Below are 16626 nucleotides of genomic sequence, written 5' to 3' on the forward strand. Positions count from 1 at the left end.
GAATGTACTTGATGTGTGTAAGCTTGAATTATCATCAACTACCAATTGAATTACGGGAAAAATTCTCGTTCTCAGCTGCAGAAATTTCCCGGGCGGATAAACTTTTAAATGGTGAAAAAAGCATTCTAGAGAACCTATTAATCTCAACTTGTAATCGAACAGAAGTATACGCAGTGGTTGATCAAATTCATACAGGCCGCTACTATATCAAACGATTTTTGGCGGAATGGTTTCACTACACAGTTGATGATTTTAGTCAGTATGTCTCAATTAGCACTAAGGAAGTAGCGGTTGAACATCTTTTTCGGGTAATTACCGGTCTAGATTCACTAATTAAGGGTGAGCCGCAGATCCTTGGGCAAATGAAGGTTGCCTTTCAAGTTGCAACCGATCAAAAAACAACGGGAGTGATCCTTAATCACTTGTTCCAGCAGGCGATTACGTTTTCCAAACGAATGCATACAAAATACCGCGTAAGTGAACTTGCCCAGTCGTCAGGCCAGGCAGGACTACACCAAATCAAGACAGCTTTTGGGACCTTAAACGGTAAAACCTTAGCCGTTATTGGGATGGGGCATATCGGCAAGCACACTGCTTATAATGCAAGTAACATGGGGTTTAGTAAGGTTCTCCTCTTGAACCGGACCGATGAAAGGGCCGCAACGATTGCGGATAAATTACAAGGTGTGGTTGAGTCGCGCCCCTTTAACCAACTTGCGGATGTTGTAGAAAGTGTTGATGCTGCAGTTTTTGCTACAGCGGTGAAGCACCCCCTGTACCGAGCTAACGCAAAGACACGGGCAATCATTGTCGACTTAGGAGTTCCACGAAACGTGGCGGTTTCCGCAGGTAGTGAAGCTAAATACTATGACATTGATAGTCTACATTCAATTCTGGATGCAAATAACGAAAAGAAAAAACAAATGCTAACGAAAATAGCTGCGGAGGTTCCCACCGAAGTTCATGATTTTTATATTTGGGAAAAACAACTTCACATTGTGCCGGTGATCCGAGGCTTACGTGAGCATTCGTTGAAGATTGAAGCGGAAGCTTATGATAGCCTGTTACGTAAACTACCTGAATTGGACGCTCATGAGCGTAAAATTATCAGTAAGCACATGAAGAGTATTATAAACCAAATGATTAAGGGACCGATTAAGGAGATTAAGGAGCTTTCGGTGACGCCGAGGGCAACGGATGATATTGACTTCTTCTGTAAGATTTTTGGAATGGACAACTTAAAGGTGGAGAATCAAAAAGATGAGAAGTAAGGTAATTGTTGGTAGTCGTAAAAGTAAACTTGCGATGGCTCAGACAAAGTTAGTTATTGCAGCATTAGAAAAGTTTTTTCCGACTACCATTTTTGAAATAAGAAATGTCGTTACGGAGGGGGACCGAAACCGTCAGGCTAGCCTTGCCAAAATTGGTGGGAAGGGTGTCTTCGTAAAGGAAATTGAAGATGAGCTTGAAAACCAGACGATTGATTTTGCAGTTCACAGTTTAAAAGACGTTATGCCAACTTTACCAGCGGACCTTACCTTGGGAGCGTTTCCTAAGCGGGAGTCACCATTTGATTGCTTAATTAGCCATGCTAAGTTCAGCCAACTTACTGACCTTCCCCAAGGTGCCCGGATTGGAACTAATAGTTTGCGCCGGCAGGGACAATTACTGAGCATTCGTCCCGACTTAAAAATCATACCAATTAGGGGTAATATAGATACTAGGTTAAAGAAAATAGACAGTGAAAACCTTGAGGGTATAATTTTAGCTAACGCTGGATTAAGTCGGCTAAAAGTTGACCTTAGTGGTTATTATGTTCTGGATTTGAAGGACGTAATTGTGCCAGCGGTTGGTCAAGGATGTCTTGCTATCGAATGCCGAAAGGCTGATCAAAAAATTTGCCAAATGCTTGACCAAATTAATGATCCTCAGTCTGAACAATGTATTCATATTGAACGAGAATTTATGCGTGAGCTCGGTGGAAGCTGTAATTTTCCAATTGGTGGTTATGCCTATGCCAAAGAGGGCAAGCTATTTTTTAATGGTTTAATTGCTTCACCAAGCGGGGAACACGTAATTAAAGCGGAAAGAGTTCCTGCCAATAACCCTGGAGTTGGCAAGCGGGTTGCTGATCAGTTATTGGCAAGAGATAAATTTGGAATTATTGAAGGAGATTAGGAATATGTTGCAATTTGATCGTCACCGTCGTTTAAGAACGAGCGCTGCTATGCGTGATTTAGTAAGGGAGACACATTTAAATAAGGATGACTTAATTATGCCCGTCTTTGTCGATGCCACGATTGAGGATCGGGAAGAAATTCCTTCGATGCCGGGGATTTACCGTTACAGTGTTAATTCAATTCTTGATGAGATTAAGGACATCGTTAACCTAGGAATTAAGTCAATTATTATCTTTGGGGTTCCTGATAAGAAGGACAAATACGGAACTGGTGCTTGGGAGGACAACGGAATCGTCCAGCAAGCGATCCGCCTGATTAAGAAGACTTACCCTGACTTAATCGTAATTGCTGATACTTGTCTGTGTGAATACACAAGTACCGGTCACTGCGGGATTCTTCGTGACGGTGTTGTGTTGAATGATGAATCCTTAAAATACCTTACTAAGACTGCGGTCAGTCAAGTAAAGGCAGGTGCGGACATTATTGCACCATCGAATGCAATGGATGGTTATGTTGCAGCTATCCGACACGGTCTAGACGAAGCGGGATACAAAAACACTCCAATCATGTCATATGCTGTTAAGTTTGCTTCTTCATTCTATGGTCCGTTCCGGGATGCCGCTGATGGCTCACCAAAGGAGGGGCCTAAAGATCGGAAGACCTACCAAATGGATCCAGCTAACCGCTTGGAGGCCTTGCGGGAAGTTGCTAGTGATGAAAAAGAGGGTGCTGACTTTGTAATGGTTAAGCCAGCGATGGCCTTCCTTGACGTGATGCGGGAAGTTCGTAACCATACGCTTTTACCGTTGGTTGCTTATAATGTATCTGGTGAATATGCGATGATCAAGGCGGCTGCAGCAAATGGGTGGATTAATGAAGAGCAGATTGTTTATGAAACCCTTGTTGGAATGAAGCGGGCAGGTGCTGACCTGATCATTACCTACTTTGCAAAAGATGTCGCAAAGAAGCTTTAATTGATAGGTGGTTTTACTTTTGACTTTAAATAACGCAAAATCAAAGGCGGCGTTTAAAGAAGCGCAGCAATACATGCCAGGTGGTGTTAATAGTCCAGTGCGGGCGTTTAAGAACGTTGGCGGGGATCCATTATTCATTGACCATGGCAAGAATGAATATATTTATGATATTGATGGTAATAAGTACATTGACTATGTTTTATCATGGGGGCCGCTGATTCTTGGACATGCTGATGACCATGTTGTTGCTGAACTGGATAAAGCCGTTGCTAAGGGAACGAGTTATGGTGCTCCAACCCTCCAAGAGACAAAATTAGCTAAGATTGTTAATCAGATTATGCCATCAATTGAAATGATTCGAATGGTTTCTTCAGGGACCGAAGCAACGATGAGCGCTATTCGGCTCGCCCGAGGTTACACCCACCGGGAAAAGATTGTTAAGTTTATCGGTAACTACCACGGTCACAGTGATTCACTATTGGTTGATGCGGGCTCTGGTCTTGCAACATTTGGTATTAATACGTCACCAGGTGTCCCAGATGATCTTGCTTATGATACACTGACGGTAGCCTATAATGACGTGGCTGGGGTTAAGAAACTTTTCGCTGAGCATGGGGATGAAATTGCTTGTGCCATTGTTGAACCTGTTGCTGGTAACATGGGGGTAATTCCTGGGACCCAAGAATTTCTGCAAACGCTTCGTGATGTTACTAAGAGGCATGGTGCTCTCCTAATCTTTGATGAAGTTATGTCTGGTTTCCGGGCCGCATACCATGGTGTCCAGAGTTTGGTTAACATCACACCTGACTTAACAACGCTTGGGAAGGTTATCGGTGGCGGCTTACCAGTTGGGGCCTTTGGTGGCCGGCGTGACATTATGGAAAATATCACCCCTGCCGGTAATATTTACCATGCTGGAACGCTTTCTGGTAACCCATTAGCAATGACTGGTGGTATTAGTACTTTAGAACAGCTGACATCTGAAGACTATAGCAAGATGGATAAGCGAGTAACTGCTTTGACTGATGGTATCAAGGCCGCTGCAGATAAGTACGGGGTACCAATGACTGTCCACCACGTTGGAACAATGTGGAGCTACTTCTATAATGATAACCCAATCAATAATTTTGATGATGTTAAGGCATGTGACCAGCAGCTCTTTGAAAAGTGCTTCTGGAAGTTACTTGAAAATGGCGTTTATGTTGCACCATCGCAATTTGAGACTAACTTTATCTCAACAAAGCACACAGACGAGGACATTGAAAAAACAATCGCGGCATTTGATGCAGCATTTAAAGCAGCAACCAATAATTAGAATTCACAAAGGCTGGGGCAATAACTTGTCACGGCCTTTTTTAGAAGGTGAAGTAATGAAAAATGATAATCTGACACTTGTCCTTGGCGGTGCGAAGAGTGGAAAGTCTGAGTTTGCTGAGAGCTTGTACTCTCGTGACCAACGTGTTTGCTATATTGCAACCGGGGTGGTCAAAAATCCTGACGGAGAGATGCAGTTGCGAATTAAGCGTCACCAGGCCCGCCGTTCAAGTAAATGGACAACAGCTGAACAATACCGAGGAGTTGCTGACTTAATTATTAAGCACCCGCTTGATGGTTACCTTCTTGACGATGCGATTATGCTTGTGACTAATCTCTTTTATGATGATGTTTTGACTAGGACATCAGCCGAAAAAATTGATGAATACTTGTCGACGGCCACCATGGATGAATTTGCCCGTCTTCGTCATATGATTCTGCATGAGTGGGGGAAAATACTCCAGGTTCAGGCAGCGACAGGTCAGTCAATGGTAATCGTTAGTGATGAGGTTGGTCTTGGTGTTGTACCCGCCACAAAGCAGACTCGGGTTCTTCGCGATCTGTATGGTGAAGTTAACCAACTAATTGCTAAGCAGGCAGAGAATGTCTATTTTGTAGTCAGTGGAATTCCACAAAAGATAAAGTAGGTGGCAAAATGGGGAAAGCATTAATTTTATTTGCACAATTTTTTACTAAGTTAAATATTCCAGTTCCAATTGATGATGCAACTAATAAGTTTAAAACCAGTATTCAATATATTACCCTGTTTGGGTTCCTTCTTGGTTGCATTGAAGGCCTTATTTTCTGGGGATTTAGTTATCTCTTTCCAATCTGGTTTGCCTGGGTACTCTATTGGATCACTGATGGCCTTTTAACGGGGGGCTTTCACCTAGATGCCCTGGCTGATACGGCAGATGGTTTCTTTTCGTCACGGACAGCAGATAAAATATTTAAAATTATGAAGGATAGTCGTTTAGGGACGATGGGAAGTCTAGCACTGATTTACTACTACGCCCTAGTAGTTAGCTTAGGAATAATCATTAGTCCATCCCTTGACCGACTCCACCTTGTTCTCTTGACCGTTTGCTTAACGATGCTGACAAAGACAGGAGTGTCATTGCTTTTTTACAAAATGGTATACCCAGGTAATAAAAAAGGGCTTTCGAATATTTGGTTAGGGATTCAGCCCTGGCGAATTGCAGTTGCCCAAGTTTTTTCACTGGTGGTGACTACTTTGTGTTTTGCCTGGCAAGGTTTGGTTGCCTACCTGATGATTCCCTTGATAGCTTATTTTTATCGGCGGAAAATTATGCAGGTGTTGGGTGGAACACCAGGAGACACGCTAGGGGCGTTTGCTACTTTGGCCCCGCTAATTTTTCTGATGACGTTGACAATCTTAACGAGGTTTAGCTAATGAAATTATTATTAGCCCGGCACGGGGAAACAGACTACAATCGACAGCGAAAATTTTATGGCAGTGCCGATGTTAGCTTAGATAAGCATGGAAGACAGCAGGCCCAGGCGTTGGCAGAAAAGATTGCTGTCATGCGGCCAACTTTGCTCGTGCAGACAAACCTACGGCGAACCCAGCAGACCATCCGTCCCGTCTGCGCAAAATTCCCAACGATACCAATTATTACTTTGCCGAGCTTTGCGGAAAAGGGGTTTGGCAAGTGGGAAGGACTGGATGCTGATGAAATTGAGGCTCAGTATCCAGAAGAATGGAATAAGTGGCTGCGGGCTCCATTGACCTATACCCCACCGACTATTGAGCCCTTTGTAAATTTTGAAGAACGGGTCCACCAGGGCTTGCAATGGCTTTTACAACACTTAGCTGAGGAAGATACGGTCTTCATTGTTGCTCACCTTGGCACACTGCGGCTAATTTACCAAGACCTAGTAGATTCATCAGTAAATTTCTATTCACTTGATTTTAAAGCAGCCTGTTTCAGTTTAATTGAGTTAAAGGATGGCAAGACACGACAAGTACAATTTAACCAATAGGGAGATGAGAAGTAATGGCAATTTTAATTACGTACCCCAAGAGTAAAGTTCCAGTTTATTGGCGAATCAAGTTAGAGCAGAAAGATGATGTAATTTATTTTCCTTTTCGTGTTTTGAAAGCGGTTAAATTAAGCACAGCTGCAAAAAAGGAAATTAAAGGGAGCCGGAATCTAGTGATCACTAGCCTTTTTGGTGCTCAAGTTTTCTGCGACCACCTAAAAAAACTAAATTCAAGGGCGCCGATTTATGTGCTTAGTGAAAAGATTAAGGATATGCTAGTGACGGTTAATAACCCAGTTGAAGTTGCTAGTGGTGAGAATCGAGCAGCCCTCTTGGCGATGCTGAAAGACAGGGGGATTACAGATGTTTGCTGGCTGATTGGTAATAAGGCAGAAAAGTATTACCGAGACTTCATTGGTGAAAAAGTTGTTATTTACAGTAATAGCTGGGACCAGGTTCACGAAGGCAGGGCTCTCAAGCTTTTTATGAAGCAGCGTATTACAAGCGCCCTCGTCACGAGTCCATCTAATTTTGACCGGATGTATAAGGTTATGACACGGGTTGATAGTATTGAGTATCGCCGAATCAACTATTATGTTCTCGGGAAGAGTACTGGTAACTACCTGAAGGAAAAAGGGTTAAAGGTGATTTTTCCTAATTGTAAGGAAAAGGTTCTCGAAAATGTATTAGACAACTTATGGCACTATGAAAGGGAACATTAAAATGAGATATAATGAGAGCTTGCCCCAGTCTTTAGATAAGGGGCAGATGACAGCAATGCAGAAGCGAATGGATAATTTAGCTAAGCCAATCAAAGGGCTGGGGCGGTTGGAAGAATTGGCAGACCACCTAGCGGGGATTTACCAAACAACGGACTTTGATGTTCAGCCGCGCAAGTGCTTAGTCTTTGCGGCGGATAATGGAGTTGTTCACGAAGGGGTTTCCGCTAGTCCACAGAAAATTACCGCAATCCAAGCGGTTAACATGATGAAGGGTCACACAACGGTAGCAGCATTAGCAAAGGCCTATAATTGTGCGTTGCAGGTGTATGACCTGGGAATTAAAAGCGATCTCCACTCACCTTTAGTCAAGGTTCATAAAATTCGGCGTGAAACTGGTGATATGTTAGTAGAACCAGCAATGACAGTGGCACAGGCAGAAGAAGCACTTCAGTACGGCTTTGATGCAGGGATAACAGCTTTTAACGAGGGCAACCAGGTTATTATCGCTGGTGAGTTGGGGATGGGCAATACTACCGCGGCTTCAGCGATGATTGCTGCACTTCTCGGCAAAAGTGGTGCGGAAGTGGTTGGACGGGGATCAAATATTTCCGATGAACGTTTGGCTCACAAGGTCGATGTTGTAAATGCTAGCTTAGCCCGGGCTGGCCTAGCAGGAAAAAGGAGTACCGATCCACTTAAGGTATTAAGTGAGGTTGGGGCGCTTGAACTCGGAGCAATGGCCGGAACTATGCTTTCCGCTGGAGCAATGCACAGGCCGGTGCTCCTTGACGGCTTCTTATCATATTCAGCTGCTTTGCTAGCAAACACTATCCAACCAGGCCTGACGGATTACATGATTCCTAGCCATAAGTCCAAGGAGCAGGGTTCACAAATCGTACTCTCAGCGCTCGGCCTTGATCCTTACATTGATATCAATATGTGTGTCGGTGAAGGAAGCGGTGCAATGATGCTCTTGCCGTGGCTAGATGGAATAAAGGCAATTTTAATGAATATGAATACGTTGCAGGAAATGGATTTCAATTTTATCCCCTAACGGCATATTGCAGTGAGAGAGCAATAAAAGATTAAAGCTAAAATCGTTTAGTGGCAGTGCTTGTACACTAAAAAAGGCGTAAAAATACTGATGAGAATGATCGATATAATCTAATAAAATCAGAGCAAAGAGAAAAGGCAACCAACGTATAATCCACGCTGATTGCTTTTTTTATATTAGTATAAACAGTGAGTGATTAAAACAGTAGTAAACAGCAAAACCATCGTTTTTAATTTCCACTACTAAGTTTTGTTTATTTTGAATTAAAAAATGGTATTGACATAGGGATATTACCTCATACCAATACCAGAATTTGTGAAGTCTCGGAAAAACTTTTTCTGACTACACTACCTTTGCTGATGATTAACCAACCTTAACCGGTGTGTCAGCTGGTTTACCATTAATTAACTCACAGTTGTTATCAAAGGCCTTAATAACCATGTTGCGGACGGCATGGGTAGTGTAGAAGGCAGTGTGTGGAGTTACTAAGACGTTGGAACGGTGGATCAAGTCTTCAAGCCGGCTGTCAGGGAATTGCTTGCCCCGCCAATCAGCGTTAAAGATGCCAACTTCATCTTCATAAGTATCCATAACAAAGCCAAAGATTTTACCACTGTCAAGGCCAGCAATAACGGCATCCGTATCGACTAAGGCCCCACGTGAGCAGTTAACCAGTACCACGTTGTCCTTCATCTTGGCAATGGTGTCCTGGTTAATCATGTGGAAGTTTTCCTTAGTAGCTGGAACGTGGAGTGAGATAACGTCTGCTTGAGCATAGAGGTCATCAAGACTGTCAACGTAGTAGCCTTGCTTCTTCAATTCAGGATTTTCGAATGGGTCATAGGCAATGACCTTAGCACCGAAGCCTTCCATAATTTGCATGTAGACCCGGCCAATGTGACCTGTACCAATTACACCAACGGTTTGGTCACGAACTTCCCGACCAATTGTTGGGGCCCAACGAAGGTCACCATTAGCAACCTTTTCGTCCATTACCTTAGTTTGCCGAAGAATCCGGGCAGTTTGAATTGCCGCATGTTCGGCAATGGCGTTTGGTGAGTAAACAGGAACGTTAGTAATTTCAAAACCAAGCTCCTTAGCCTTGGCCATATCAATGTTATCAACACCGACATTTCGAAGGGACATCTTAGTAACACCTTCGTCAGCAAGTGCCTGAAGAGTATCAGCAGTGTAATCAAGTTGTTGGTAAACAACTACACCATTAGCACCTTTAGCGTACTTTGCCGTCTTGGGAGTAAGTAATTCATCAGTGTATCCAACTTCAATGTTAGGATGCTTACTTGCCCATTCCTTAACATATGGCTCTTCATCCTTCCGAATACTGAAAGCAAAGATCTTTTTACCACCATTGCCATTAGATGAACCGGATTGTTCAGCAAGGACTTGTTGAACAATCTTTTTTACTAAATCCTTATTGACATCAATATCACCCATACATCTTACCTCATTTCTTATGTGAAAGACTTTTAAGCCCTTCGTAATATAAAGTACTACCTACAAAATCTATTGTATATCAACCGTGGGATTTAAGTAAAGCGCTATCAAAGGTCATAATCAGGCAATTTGTAAATTAATTGGTTAAAATATTAACATTCTTGTTTGTAGATCGTTGGGTATTGATCTCTAAATTTGTGAAATCTATATTAATGATTGAATTATTAGTGATAATTAATACAAAAAAGAATAAAAATAATAACATTATTTTATTATTTGTCAAATTTTATGGAAGCTATTTAGCATTAATAAAATGCTTTGTGTGTATGTTAACATGAAATCGTAAGTTATAAGAAAGCGCATTCACTTGATTACATGTTATTATAATTTGCTACTGGGTCTTACTTAGAAAGACGGTGTTAGTTTATGCATGGCTTTATTGGTGAATTTTTCGGTACCATGATTTTAATTCTAATTGGTGCCGGTACTTGCTGCAGTAATAACCTCAATAAGAGCTATGGAAGGGGCAGTGGTTGGCTGTTTATCTGTACATCATGGGGGTTAGCTGTTACGATGGGTGTTTACGTGGCTGGTAGTTTGGGGTCCTTGGGACACCTTAACCCGGCCGTTACGATTCCATTTGCAATCTTTGGCCTCTTCCCATGGAGTAATGTTATTCCTTATCTCCTTGGACAATTCCTGGGCGCATTTATTGGCGCAGCACTAGTTATTTTTCATTTCTGGCCACAATTCAAGGCGACAAAGACGGATGCTGACGGAAATAACGTTAGTGACTTTGCTACCCGTCCAGCAATTAACAACCCATTTTTCAACTTCCTTTCAGAAGTTATTGCCACCTTTGCCTTTGTATTCATGCTCTTAAACCTTGGTAATTTCACCCAAGGATTAAAGCCATTCATTGTTGGTTTAGTAATCATGATTGTTGGTACTGGTTTAGGGACAACTACTGGGTTCGCCTTGAACCCCGCTCGTGATTGGGGGCCGCGCTTTGCCTACACAATTTTGCCAGTACCTAATAAAGCATCAGGTGAATGGGGCTACTCATGGGTTCCAATGTTTGGTCCACTAATTGGTGGCTGCATTGCCTGTGCTATTCAAGCGCTGCTAGTTTAAAGCGTCTATTCATTTGAATATTCAAGAGTTAATAAAGAGACTGGCCAGTTCCTAGTCTCTTTTTAGTAAGTGAGGTTATTCCTAATGAAGAATGGAGAGTTATTGGAGCAGAGCAACAAGCAACTTGCTCACTTCGAAAAGCTAGTAAATAAGGACCATGTACTTACGGATGAACAAAAGAAGAGTCTAAAAACGCAAAAACTAAAGGTGGGGGTCGACCTCGGGACCTCTTCAATTGTTTTGACAGTTTTAGATAAAAACAGCCACATTATCTATGGTGATTTTGAGTATGATCACGCTGTGCAGGACGGAATTGTGGTTAATTACATGGATTCTGTCAATATCTTGCGCCGCCTGAAGAAAAAGGCCGAGGAAAATATTGGAGTTGAGTTGACAACGGCCGCGGGTGCAATTCCGCCCAAGACAGGTGAGAAGAGCAGTAAGGTTGTTGCTAACGTTATTGAAGAAGCGGGATTTACCTGCACCAACGTTGTTGACGAACCGACTGCGGCAGCAACCTTTTTAAAGATTAAAAATGGCACGGTTGTTGACATTGGTGGTGGTACAACCGGGATTACCATCTTCAAGAATAAAAAAATTCAGACGGTAATTGATGAGCCCACCGGTGGTTTCCATATGACACTTGTTCTCGGTGGTCGCTATAAAATTAAGAATGAAGAGGCAGAGAAATTGAAACGGAATAAGGACCGTGAGGAGGAGGTTTATACAGTTATTCGCCCGGTTGTTGAAAAAATGGCAACTATTGTTGAAAAGCTGGGTAGCCAGGTTGAGGACCCAGTAATAGTTGTAGGTGGGGCAACGAATTTTACCGAATTTACGACAACCTTTTCCAAAGTTTTAGGGCGGAAAGTGTATAAACCACTTTACCCGCAATTTGTGACGCCATTAGGAATTGCCTTATGTGATCATGCTAAGTAGTACAAAAGGTCAGGAAAATTTGCGTTTTCCTGACCTTTTGATTTTTTAAATTGTTTTACGAACGCTAGAAGTTCTCTATCCCAGTGTAAATCCATTGAATAACTGATTTATCACCTACTGAAACGTCTACTGGTGACGTGGTGGGTTGTATACAGTTAACGGTATAAATCCACCCATTATTCTCATCACTACTTAAATCGCCAATTGCGTAAACGTATGTGGAGTCACTGAGGTCCTGTGTTTTAAAATCAATTCCCTTATCATCGAAGAATTTTTGCGAAACGGTATATACTGACGGATCCTTGAGCCAGGAGAGGTCTCGGGAGATTGTGTAAATTTTCTTTATCTTTTTGTTTCGCATCCGGTATTTGGAAGGCGTCATCCCACACTTTTGCTTGAAGATTTTAGTGAAGTAACTCGCCTGTGAAAAGCCGAGACGGTGAGAAAGTTCATTAATCGGTGCAACAGATAAGGCCAGGCGCTCCTGGACAAGGGCAACTTTTCGGATATTAATGTAGTCAATGAAGTTGACGTTGAAGTGGTTCTTAAACAACCGACTGAGGTATGAAGGTGAGAGGTAAACATGTTGGGCAATGTCCTCAAGAGTTAGGGGCTTACTGATGTTAGCGTTGATGTACTTAAGCACGTTAACAAAGTTTTTATCAACATTAACAACCTTGCCCTTATCGTGCTTGTTAATGATATGAAGCTTGTGGTGCGCATCTTTTGAAGTGGTTGAATCGCTAATTAAACTAAGACCACCTATGTAGTTTTGAAGTTCACGCGGATCAAGTGCATTGAGCACCATCAGATGGTGGAAATTCCCTTGGTCCAGACGCCCACTTGTACTGTCGAGGTAACTCCGGTACATCATTACCTGTTCCTTTAAAGTACTACTTACATTCAGGATGAAGAAACCGGACAGTGCATTGTCCAGAATAACTGGGAAAGCTGTTACTTTTTTAAAATTGACATGAGTGAGGTAATTATAGATGTCTTGTGAAGTGTTCAATATTTGGTGGCCGCTAATTATCATTTTATTTGTTGAATAAAAAAATAATTCAACGTTCGTTAAGGTTGAAAATGTAATGATTAACTTTTGAATGGTATTGGTGTCCTTTGGTAAAAAAGTAGCCTCTTGCATTATTTGTAACCCCTATCATGATAAAAAATATAACATCCTATATCGCTATTTTATTACAAAATTATGATTAATTGAATAGTTTTTAGCTCTATTTTGTTATTTTGCACTATTTAGTTGTTTAGGGACAACAATATAGGACAACCAATATGTTATAGAATGAACATGTATCAAGTGGTAAGCGCTTTCGCTTATTAGATTTTATGCTAGGAGGCTTTCTTATGGATCAAGAAGCACTTGGACTGATTGAAACCAAGGGATTAGTTGCTTCAATCGAAGCTGCCGATTCAATGGTAAAGGCTGCTAATGTTACTTTAGTTGGTCAAGAAAAGATTGGTCGCGGATTAGTTACAGTTATGGTACGTGGGGATGTTGGTGCCGTTAAAGCTGCCGTCGAAGCTGGTGTACAAGCTGCTGAAAATATTGGTGAAGTACATTCAAGCTATGTAATTCCTCGTCCACAAGCAGACATCGAAAAGATTTTGCCACACAAGGAATAGTTGAAAACCCCAGAGTTGGGGCCTGATATTAGATAGTTGTTTATAGTCAGGAGGCAATTTTATATGAATGACTTTCTGAATTCTACTAGTACTGTTCCAGAGTTTGTCGGTGCTAGCAAAGCGGGAGACACGATTGGGTTAGTTATCCCAAGTGTTGACCAAGCATTATTAGACAAGCTGCACGTTAATAAGCAGTACAGGACACTTGGAATTATTAGTGACCGGACAGGTGCCGGTCCACAAATCATGGCGATGGATGAAGGTGTCAAGGCAACTAATATGGACACCATTGACGTTGAATGGCCACGTGATACTAAGGGTGGCGGTGGCCATGGTTCTTTGATTATTGTTGGTGGGGACGACCCTGCTGATGCTCGTCAAGCGGTTCAAGTTGCGCTTGATAACATTCACCGGACAATGGGCGATGTTTACAACTCACCTGCTGGCCACCTTGAATTGCAGTTCACCGCACGTGCTTCTAACTGTGCCCGTGTTGGTTTAGGTGCTGTTGAGGGCAAAGCATTTGGTTTGATTTGTGGATGCCCATCGGGAATTGGTCTTGTAATGGCTGATAAAGCTTTGAAGACAGCTGGCGTTGAGCCAATTGCATTCAGTACACCAAGTCATGGTACTAGTTTCTCAAACGAAGGTAGTTTAACCATTACTGGTGACTCGGGTGCCGTTCGTCAAGCGGTAATGGCTGGTCGTGAAATTGGTTTGAAGCTATTAGGCGAACTTGCAGGTAGCGAACCGAAGAATGATTTCCCATCTTATATTAAGTAGTAAGTTCTAAGAGGAGGAACTACTTTATGAAACGTCAAAAACGATTTGAAGCATTGGAAAAGCGGCCAATTCATAAAGATACATTTGTTGATGAATGGCCGGATGAAGGATTCGTTGCAATGATGGGTCCTAATGACCCTAAGCCAAGTATCAAAGTTGAAAATGGTGTCATCACTGAAATGGATGGCAAGAAGCGTGAAGACTTTGACCTAATTGACTTGTACATTGCAAAGTACGCCATCAATATTGATAACGTTGAAAAGGTTATGGCAACTGACTCAACCAAGATTGCACGGATGATTGTTGACCCGAACGTATCACGGGATGAAGTCTTGAAGTACACTTCTGCTTTAACCCCAGCTAAGGCCGAGGAAGTTATTAGTAAACTTGACTTCGGTGAAATGATCATGGGTGTTAAGAAGATGCGTCCACGGTACAAGCCAGCTAACCAATGTCACGTTACTAACACTGTTGATAACCCAGTTGAAATTGCTGCCGATGCTGCCGAAGCTGCTCTTCGTGGGTTCCCAGAGCAAGAAACCACCACTGCGGTTGCTCGTTATGCACCGTTCAACGCTATCTCAATTCTGGTTGGTTCACAAACTGGTCGTCCAGGTGTTCTTACTCAATGTTCTGTCGAAGAAGCAACTGAACTTCAATTAGGGATGCGTGGGTTCACTGCCTATGCTGAAACCATTTCCGTTTATGGTACTGACCGTGTATTTACCGATGGTGATGATACTCCATGGTCTAAAGGATTCTTAGCATCATGCTACGCATCACGTGGTTTGAAGATGCGGTTTACCTCAGGTGCCGGTTCAGAAGTTCTGATGGGTTACCCAGAAGGTAAGTCAATGCTTTACCTTGAAGCTCGTTGTATCTTACTTACCAAGGGTTCTGGTGTTCAAGGCCTGCAAAACGGTGCCGTAAGTTGTATTTCTATGCCAGGTGCCGTTCCTAATGGTTTACGTGAAGTCCTTGGTGAAAACCTTCTTTGCATGATGTGTGATATCGAATGTGCTTCTGGTTGTGACCAGACATTCTCAGCATCAGACATGCGGCGGACTGAACGGTTCATGGGTCAATTCATCGGTGGTACCGACTACATTTGCTCTGGTTACGCTGCCGAAGATAACTACGATAACACCTTTGCTGGATCAAACACCGATGTCAATGACTACGATGACATGTACGTCATGGAACGTGACCTTGGTCAAAACTACGGTATTCACCCAGTAAGTGAAGAAGATGTTATCAAGATTCGGAACAAGGCTGCTAAGGCTCTCCAAGCTGTCTTTGATGCCCTCGGCCTTCCTAAGATTACCGATGAAGAAGTTGAAGCTGCTACTTACGCAAACAAACACGATGACATGCCAAAGCGTGACATGGTTGCTGATATGAAGGCTGCTCAAAACATGATGGACCGTGGCATTACCGCGATTGACCTTATCAAGGCATTGGCTGACAACGGCTACACTGAAGTCGCTCAAGCTATCCTTGACCTTCAAAAGCAAAAGGTTTGCGGTGACTACCTTCAAACTTCATCAATCTTTGATAGCAAGTGGAACGTTAACTCAGCTGTCAACAATCCAAACACTTACCAAGGACCAGGTACAGGTTATCGTCTATATGAAGATAAAGATGAATGGAAGAAGATTAAGGCTCTTCCATGGGCTCTTGATCCTGAACATCTGAAACTGTAATGAAATAAGTGGGAGGTATTTTTATGGCTGATATTGATGAGAACTTAGTACGACAGATAGTACAAGAAGTTCTAGCACAAACAAAGAATGTCGATACACCAATTGATTTTGGTAAAAACAGTTCTACAGCAACTGCCACTAAGCAACAAGCTAACAGTAAAGCAGTCCCTGAAAAGAAGGTTGACTGGTTCCAACCAGTTGGCGAGGCTAAACCAGGTTATTCCAAGGACGAAGTTGTAATCGCTGTTGGTCCTGCATTTGCAACTGTCCTTGACAAGACGATGACTGGTGTTTCACACAAGGAAGTTCTTCGTCAGGTAATCGCCGGGATCGAAGAAGAAGGACTTAAGGCACGGGTTGTTAAAGTTTACCGGACTTCAGATGTTGGTTTCATGGCTGTCCAAGGTGACCACCTATCTGGATCTGGAATTGCCGTTGGTATCCAATCCAAGGGTACGGCAATCATTCACCAAAAGGATGAAGACCCGCTGAGTAACTTGGAATTGTTCCCACAAGCTCCAGTTTTGACTCCAGAAACATTCCGGGCAATTGGTAAGAACGCGGCAATGTACGCTAAGGGCGAGACTCCTGAACCAGTTCCAGCAGTTAACGATGCCTTAGCACGTGCTCACTACCAAGCAATTGCTGCCATTATGCACATTCGGGAAACCCATCAAGTCGTTGTTGGTAAGCCTGAAGAAGAAATTAAGGTAACATTTTAAC

17 protein-coding genes are annotated in these 16626 nt (G+C 42.6%); 15 read left to right on the top strand and 2 right to left on the bottom strand.

Features of this window, described 5'->3' with window-relative positions; all coding sequences use genetic code 11:
• Positions 1-2 precede the first annotated feature (2 nt).
• From hemA to cobT, 9 genes are read left to right on the top strand one after another with little or no spacing between them, the layout of a single operon-like run.
• A complete protein-coding gene (gene hemA, locus QOS01_RS02850) occupies positions 3-1271 on the top strand; it encodes a glutamyl-tRNA reductase (protein WP_222258392.1) in 1269 nt (422 codons plus the stop codon).
• Positions 1261-2178 (top strand): hydroxymethylbilane synthase, encoded by a 918-nt coding sequence (gene hemC / locus QOS01_RS02855; RefSeq protein ID WP_222258394.1) that lies wholly within the window; start codon positions 1261-1263, stop codon positions 2176-2178. Before hemA ends, hemC begins: the two co-directional genes overlap by 11 nt.
• A 4-nt stretch (positions 2179-2182) precedes the next feature.
• Positions 2183-3154, top strand: coding sequence for a porphobilinogen synthase (gene hemB, locus QOS01_RS02860; protein ID WP_283621021.1), 972 nt, complete (start codon positions 2183-2185; stop codon positions 3152-3154).
• Positions 3155-3173: 19 nt separating this feature from the next.
• Positions 3174-4469 carry a glutamate-1-semialdehyde 2,1-aminomutase gene (hemL, locus tag QOS01_RS02865; protein WP_373842144.1) on the top strand — a complete coding sequence of 432 codons (1296 nt, stop codon included), beginning with the start codon at positions 3174-3176 and terminating at the stop codon, positions 4467-4469.
• Between the two features lie 55 nt (positions 4470-4524).
• A complete protein-coding gene (locus tag QOS01_RS02870) occupies positions 4525-5115 on the top strand; it encodes a bifunctional adenosylcobinamide kinase/adenosylcobinamide-phosphate guanylyltransferase (RefSeq protein WP_283621022.1) in 591 nt (196 codons plus the stop codon).
• An 8-nt stretch (positions 5116-5123) separates the two neighbouring features.
• Positions 5124-5882 carry an adenosylcobinamide-GDP ribazoletransferase gene (locus tag QOS01_RS02875; protein WP_222258402.1) on the top strand — a complete coding sequence of 253 codons (759 nt, stop codon included), beginning with the start codon at positions 5124-5126 and terminating at the stop codon, positions 5880-5882.
• A complete protein-coding gene (locus QOS01_RS02880; RefSeq protein ID WP_222258404.1) occupies positions 5882-6472 on the top strand; it encodes a histidine phosphatase family protein in 591 nt (196 codons plus the stop codon). The genes QOS01_RS02875 and QOS01_RS02880 overlap by 1 nt, the downstream gene beginning before the upstream one ends.
• A gap of 14 nt (positions 6473-6486) precedes the next feature.
• On the top strand, positions 6487-7194 hold the full coding sequence (locus QOS01_RS02885; protein WP_283621023.1) for a uroporphyrinogen-III synthase: 708 nt from the start codon (positions 6487-6489) through the stop codon (positions 7192-7194).
• Between the two features lies 1 nt (position 7195).
• Positions 7196-8248 (top strand): nicotinate-nucleotide--dimethylbenzimidazole phosphoribosyltransferase, encoded by a 1053-nt coding sequence (gene cobT, locus QOS01_RS02890; RefSeq protein WP_283621024.1) that lies wholly within the window; start codon positions 7196-7198, stop codon positions 8246-8248.
• 363 nt (positions 8249-8611) lie between these two features.
• On the opposite strand, the gene QOS01_RS02895 is transcribed toward cobT, so the two are convergent.
• A complete protein-coding gene (locus QOS01_RS02895) occupies positions 8612-9703 on the bottom strand; it encodes a D-2-hydroxyacid dehydrogenase (RefSeq protein WP_261313260.1) in 1092 nt (363 codons plus the stop codon).
• A gap of 426 nt (positions 9704-10129) precedes the next feature.
• Here QOS01_RS02895 and QOS01_RS02900 point away from each other — a divergent pair, with 426 nt between their 5' ends.
• Both QOS01_RS02900 and eutJ read left to right on the top strand, forming a co-directional pair.
• Positions 10130-10837 (top strand): MIP/aquaporin family protein, encoded by a 708-nt coding sequence (locus tag QOS01_RS02900; protein WP_283621025.1) that lies wholly within the window; start codon positions 10130-10132, stop codon positions 10835-10837.
• Between the two features lie 84 nt (positions 10838-10921).
• Entirely contained in the window at positions 10922-11776 is an 855-nt protein-coding gene (eutJ, locus tag QOS01_RS02905; RefSeq protein ID WP_047766900.1) for an ethanolamine utilization protein EutJ, read from the top strand.
• A gap of 64 nt (positions 11777-11840) precedes the next feature.
• Here eutJ and QOS01_RS02910 read toward each other — a convergent pair whose 3' ends face one another.
• A complete protein-coding gene (locus tag QOS01_RS02910) occupies positions 11841-12788 on the bottom strand; it encodes an AraC family transcriptional regulator (protein WP_283621026.1) in 948 nt (315 codons plus the stop codon).
• A gap of 350 nt (positions 12789-13138) precedes the next feature.
• On the opposite strand from QOS01_RS02910, the gene QOS01_RS02915 reads away from it, so the two are divergent.
• The 4 genes from QOS01_RS02915 (at position 13139) to QOS01_RS02930 (ending at position 16625) form a co-directional block, all read left to right on the top strand.
• The gene (locus QOS01_RS02915; RefSeq protein ID WP_047769530.1) at positions 13139-13417 is read left to right on the top strand and encodes a BMC domain-containing protein; all 279 of its coding nucleotides are present in this window, start codon (positions 13139-13141) and stop codon (positions 13415-13417) included.
• 63 nt (positions 13418-13480) lie between these two features.
• Positions 13481-14200 (top strand): propanediol utilization microcompartment protein PduB, encoded by a 720-nt coding sequence (gene pduB / locus QOS01_RS02920; protein WP_283621027.1) that lies wholly within the window; start codon positions 13481-13483, stop codon positions 14198-14200.
• Positions 14201-14226: 26 nt separating this feature from the next.
• Entirely contained in the window at positions 14227-15903 is a 1677-nt protein-coding gene (locus QOS01_RS02925; protein WP_283621028.1) for a propanediol/glycerol family dehydratase large subunit, read from the top strand.
• Between the two features lie 23 nt (positions 15904-15926).
• Positions 15927-16625 carry a propanediol/glycerol family dehydratase medium subunit gene (locus tag QOS01_RS02930; RefSeq protein ID WP_283621029.1) on the top strand — a complete coding sequence of 233 codons (699 nt, stop codon included), beginning with the start codon at positions 15927-15929 and terminating at the stop codon, positions 16623-16625.
• Position 16626: the final 1 nt, after the last annotated feature.

Source organism: Limosilactobacillus avium (assembly GCF_947381485.1).
GTDB classification, from domain to species: domain Bacteria; phylum Bacillota; class Bacilli; order Lactobacillales; family Lactobacillaceae; genus Limosilactobacillus; species Limosilactobacillus avium.

Bases quoted from the DNA above. Each gene is read 5' to 3' on its own strand.
- hemA (WP_222258392.1), top strand. From the start codon at position 3: ATGTACTTGATGTGTGTAAGCTTGAATTATCATCAACTACCAATTGAA.
- hemC (WP_222258394.1), top strand. From the start codon at position 1,261: ATGAGAAGTAAGGTAATTGTTGGTAGTCGTAAAAGTAAACTTGCGATG.
- hemB (WP_283621021.1), top strand. From the start codon at position 2,183: ATGTTGCAATTTGATCGTCACCGTCGTTTAAGAACGAGCGCTGCTATG.
- QOS01_RS02870 (WP_283621022.1), top strand. From the start codon at position 4,525: ATGAAAAATGATAATCTGACACTTGTCCTTGGCGGTGCGAAGAGTGGA.
- QOS01_RS02875 (WP_222258402.1), top strand. From the start codon at position 5,124: ATGGGGAAAGCATTAATTTTATTTGCACAATTTTTTACTAAGTTAAAT.
- QOS01_RS02880 (WP_222258404.1), top strand. From the start codon at position 5,882: ATGAAATTATTATTAGCCCGGCACGGGGAAACAGACTACAATCGACAG.
- QOS01_RS02885 (WP_283621023.1), top strand. From the start codon at position 6,487: ATGGCAATTTTAATTACGTACCCCAAGAGTAAAGTTCCAGTTTATTGG.
- cobT (WP_283621024.1), top strand. From the start codon at position 7,196: ATGAGATATAATGAGAGCTTGCCCCAGTCTTTAGATAAGGGGCAGATG.
- QOS01_RS02895 (WP_261313260.1), bottom strand. From the start codon at position 9,703: ATGGGTGATATTGATGTCAATAAGGATTTAGTAAAAAAGATTGTTCAA.
- QOS01_RS02900 (WP_283621025.1), top strand. From the start codon at position 10,130: ATGCATGGCTTTATTGGTGAATTTTTCGGTACCATGATTTTAATTCTA.
- eutJ (WP_047766900.1), top strand. From the start codon at position 10,922: ATGAAGAATGGAGAGTTATTGGAGCAGAGCAACAAGCAACTTGCTCAC.
- QOS01_RS02915 (WP_047769530.1), top strand. From the start codon at position 13,139: ATGGATCAAGAAGCACTTGGACTGATTGAAACCAAGGGATTAGTTGCT.
- pduB (WP_283621027.1), top strand. From the start codon at position 13,481: ATGAATGACTTTCTGAATTCTACTAGTACTGTTCCAGAGTTTGTCGGT.
- QOS01_RS02925 (WP_283621028.1), top strand. From the start codon at position 14,227: ATGAAACGTCAAAAACGATTTGAAGCATTGGAAAAGCGGCCAATTCAT.
- QOS01_RS02930 (WP_283621029.1), top strand. From the start codon at position 15,927: ATGGCTGATATTGATGAGAACTTAGTACGACAGATAGTACAAGAAGTT.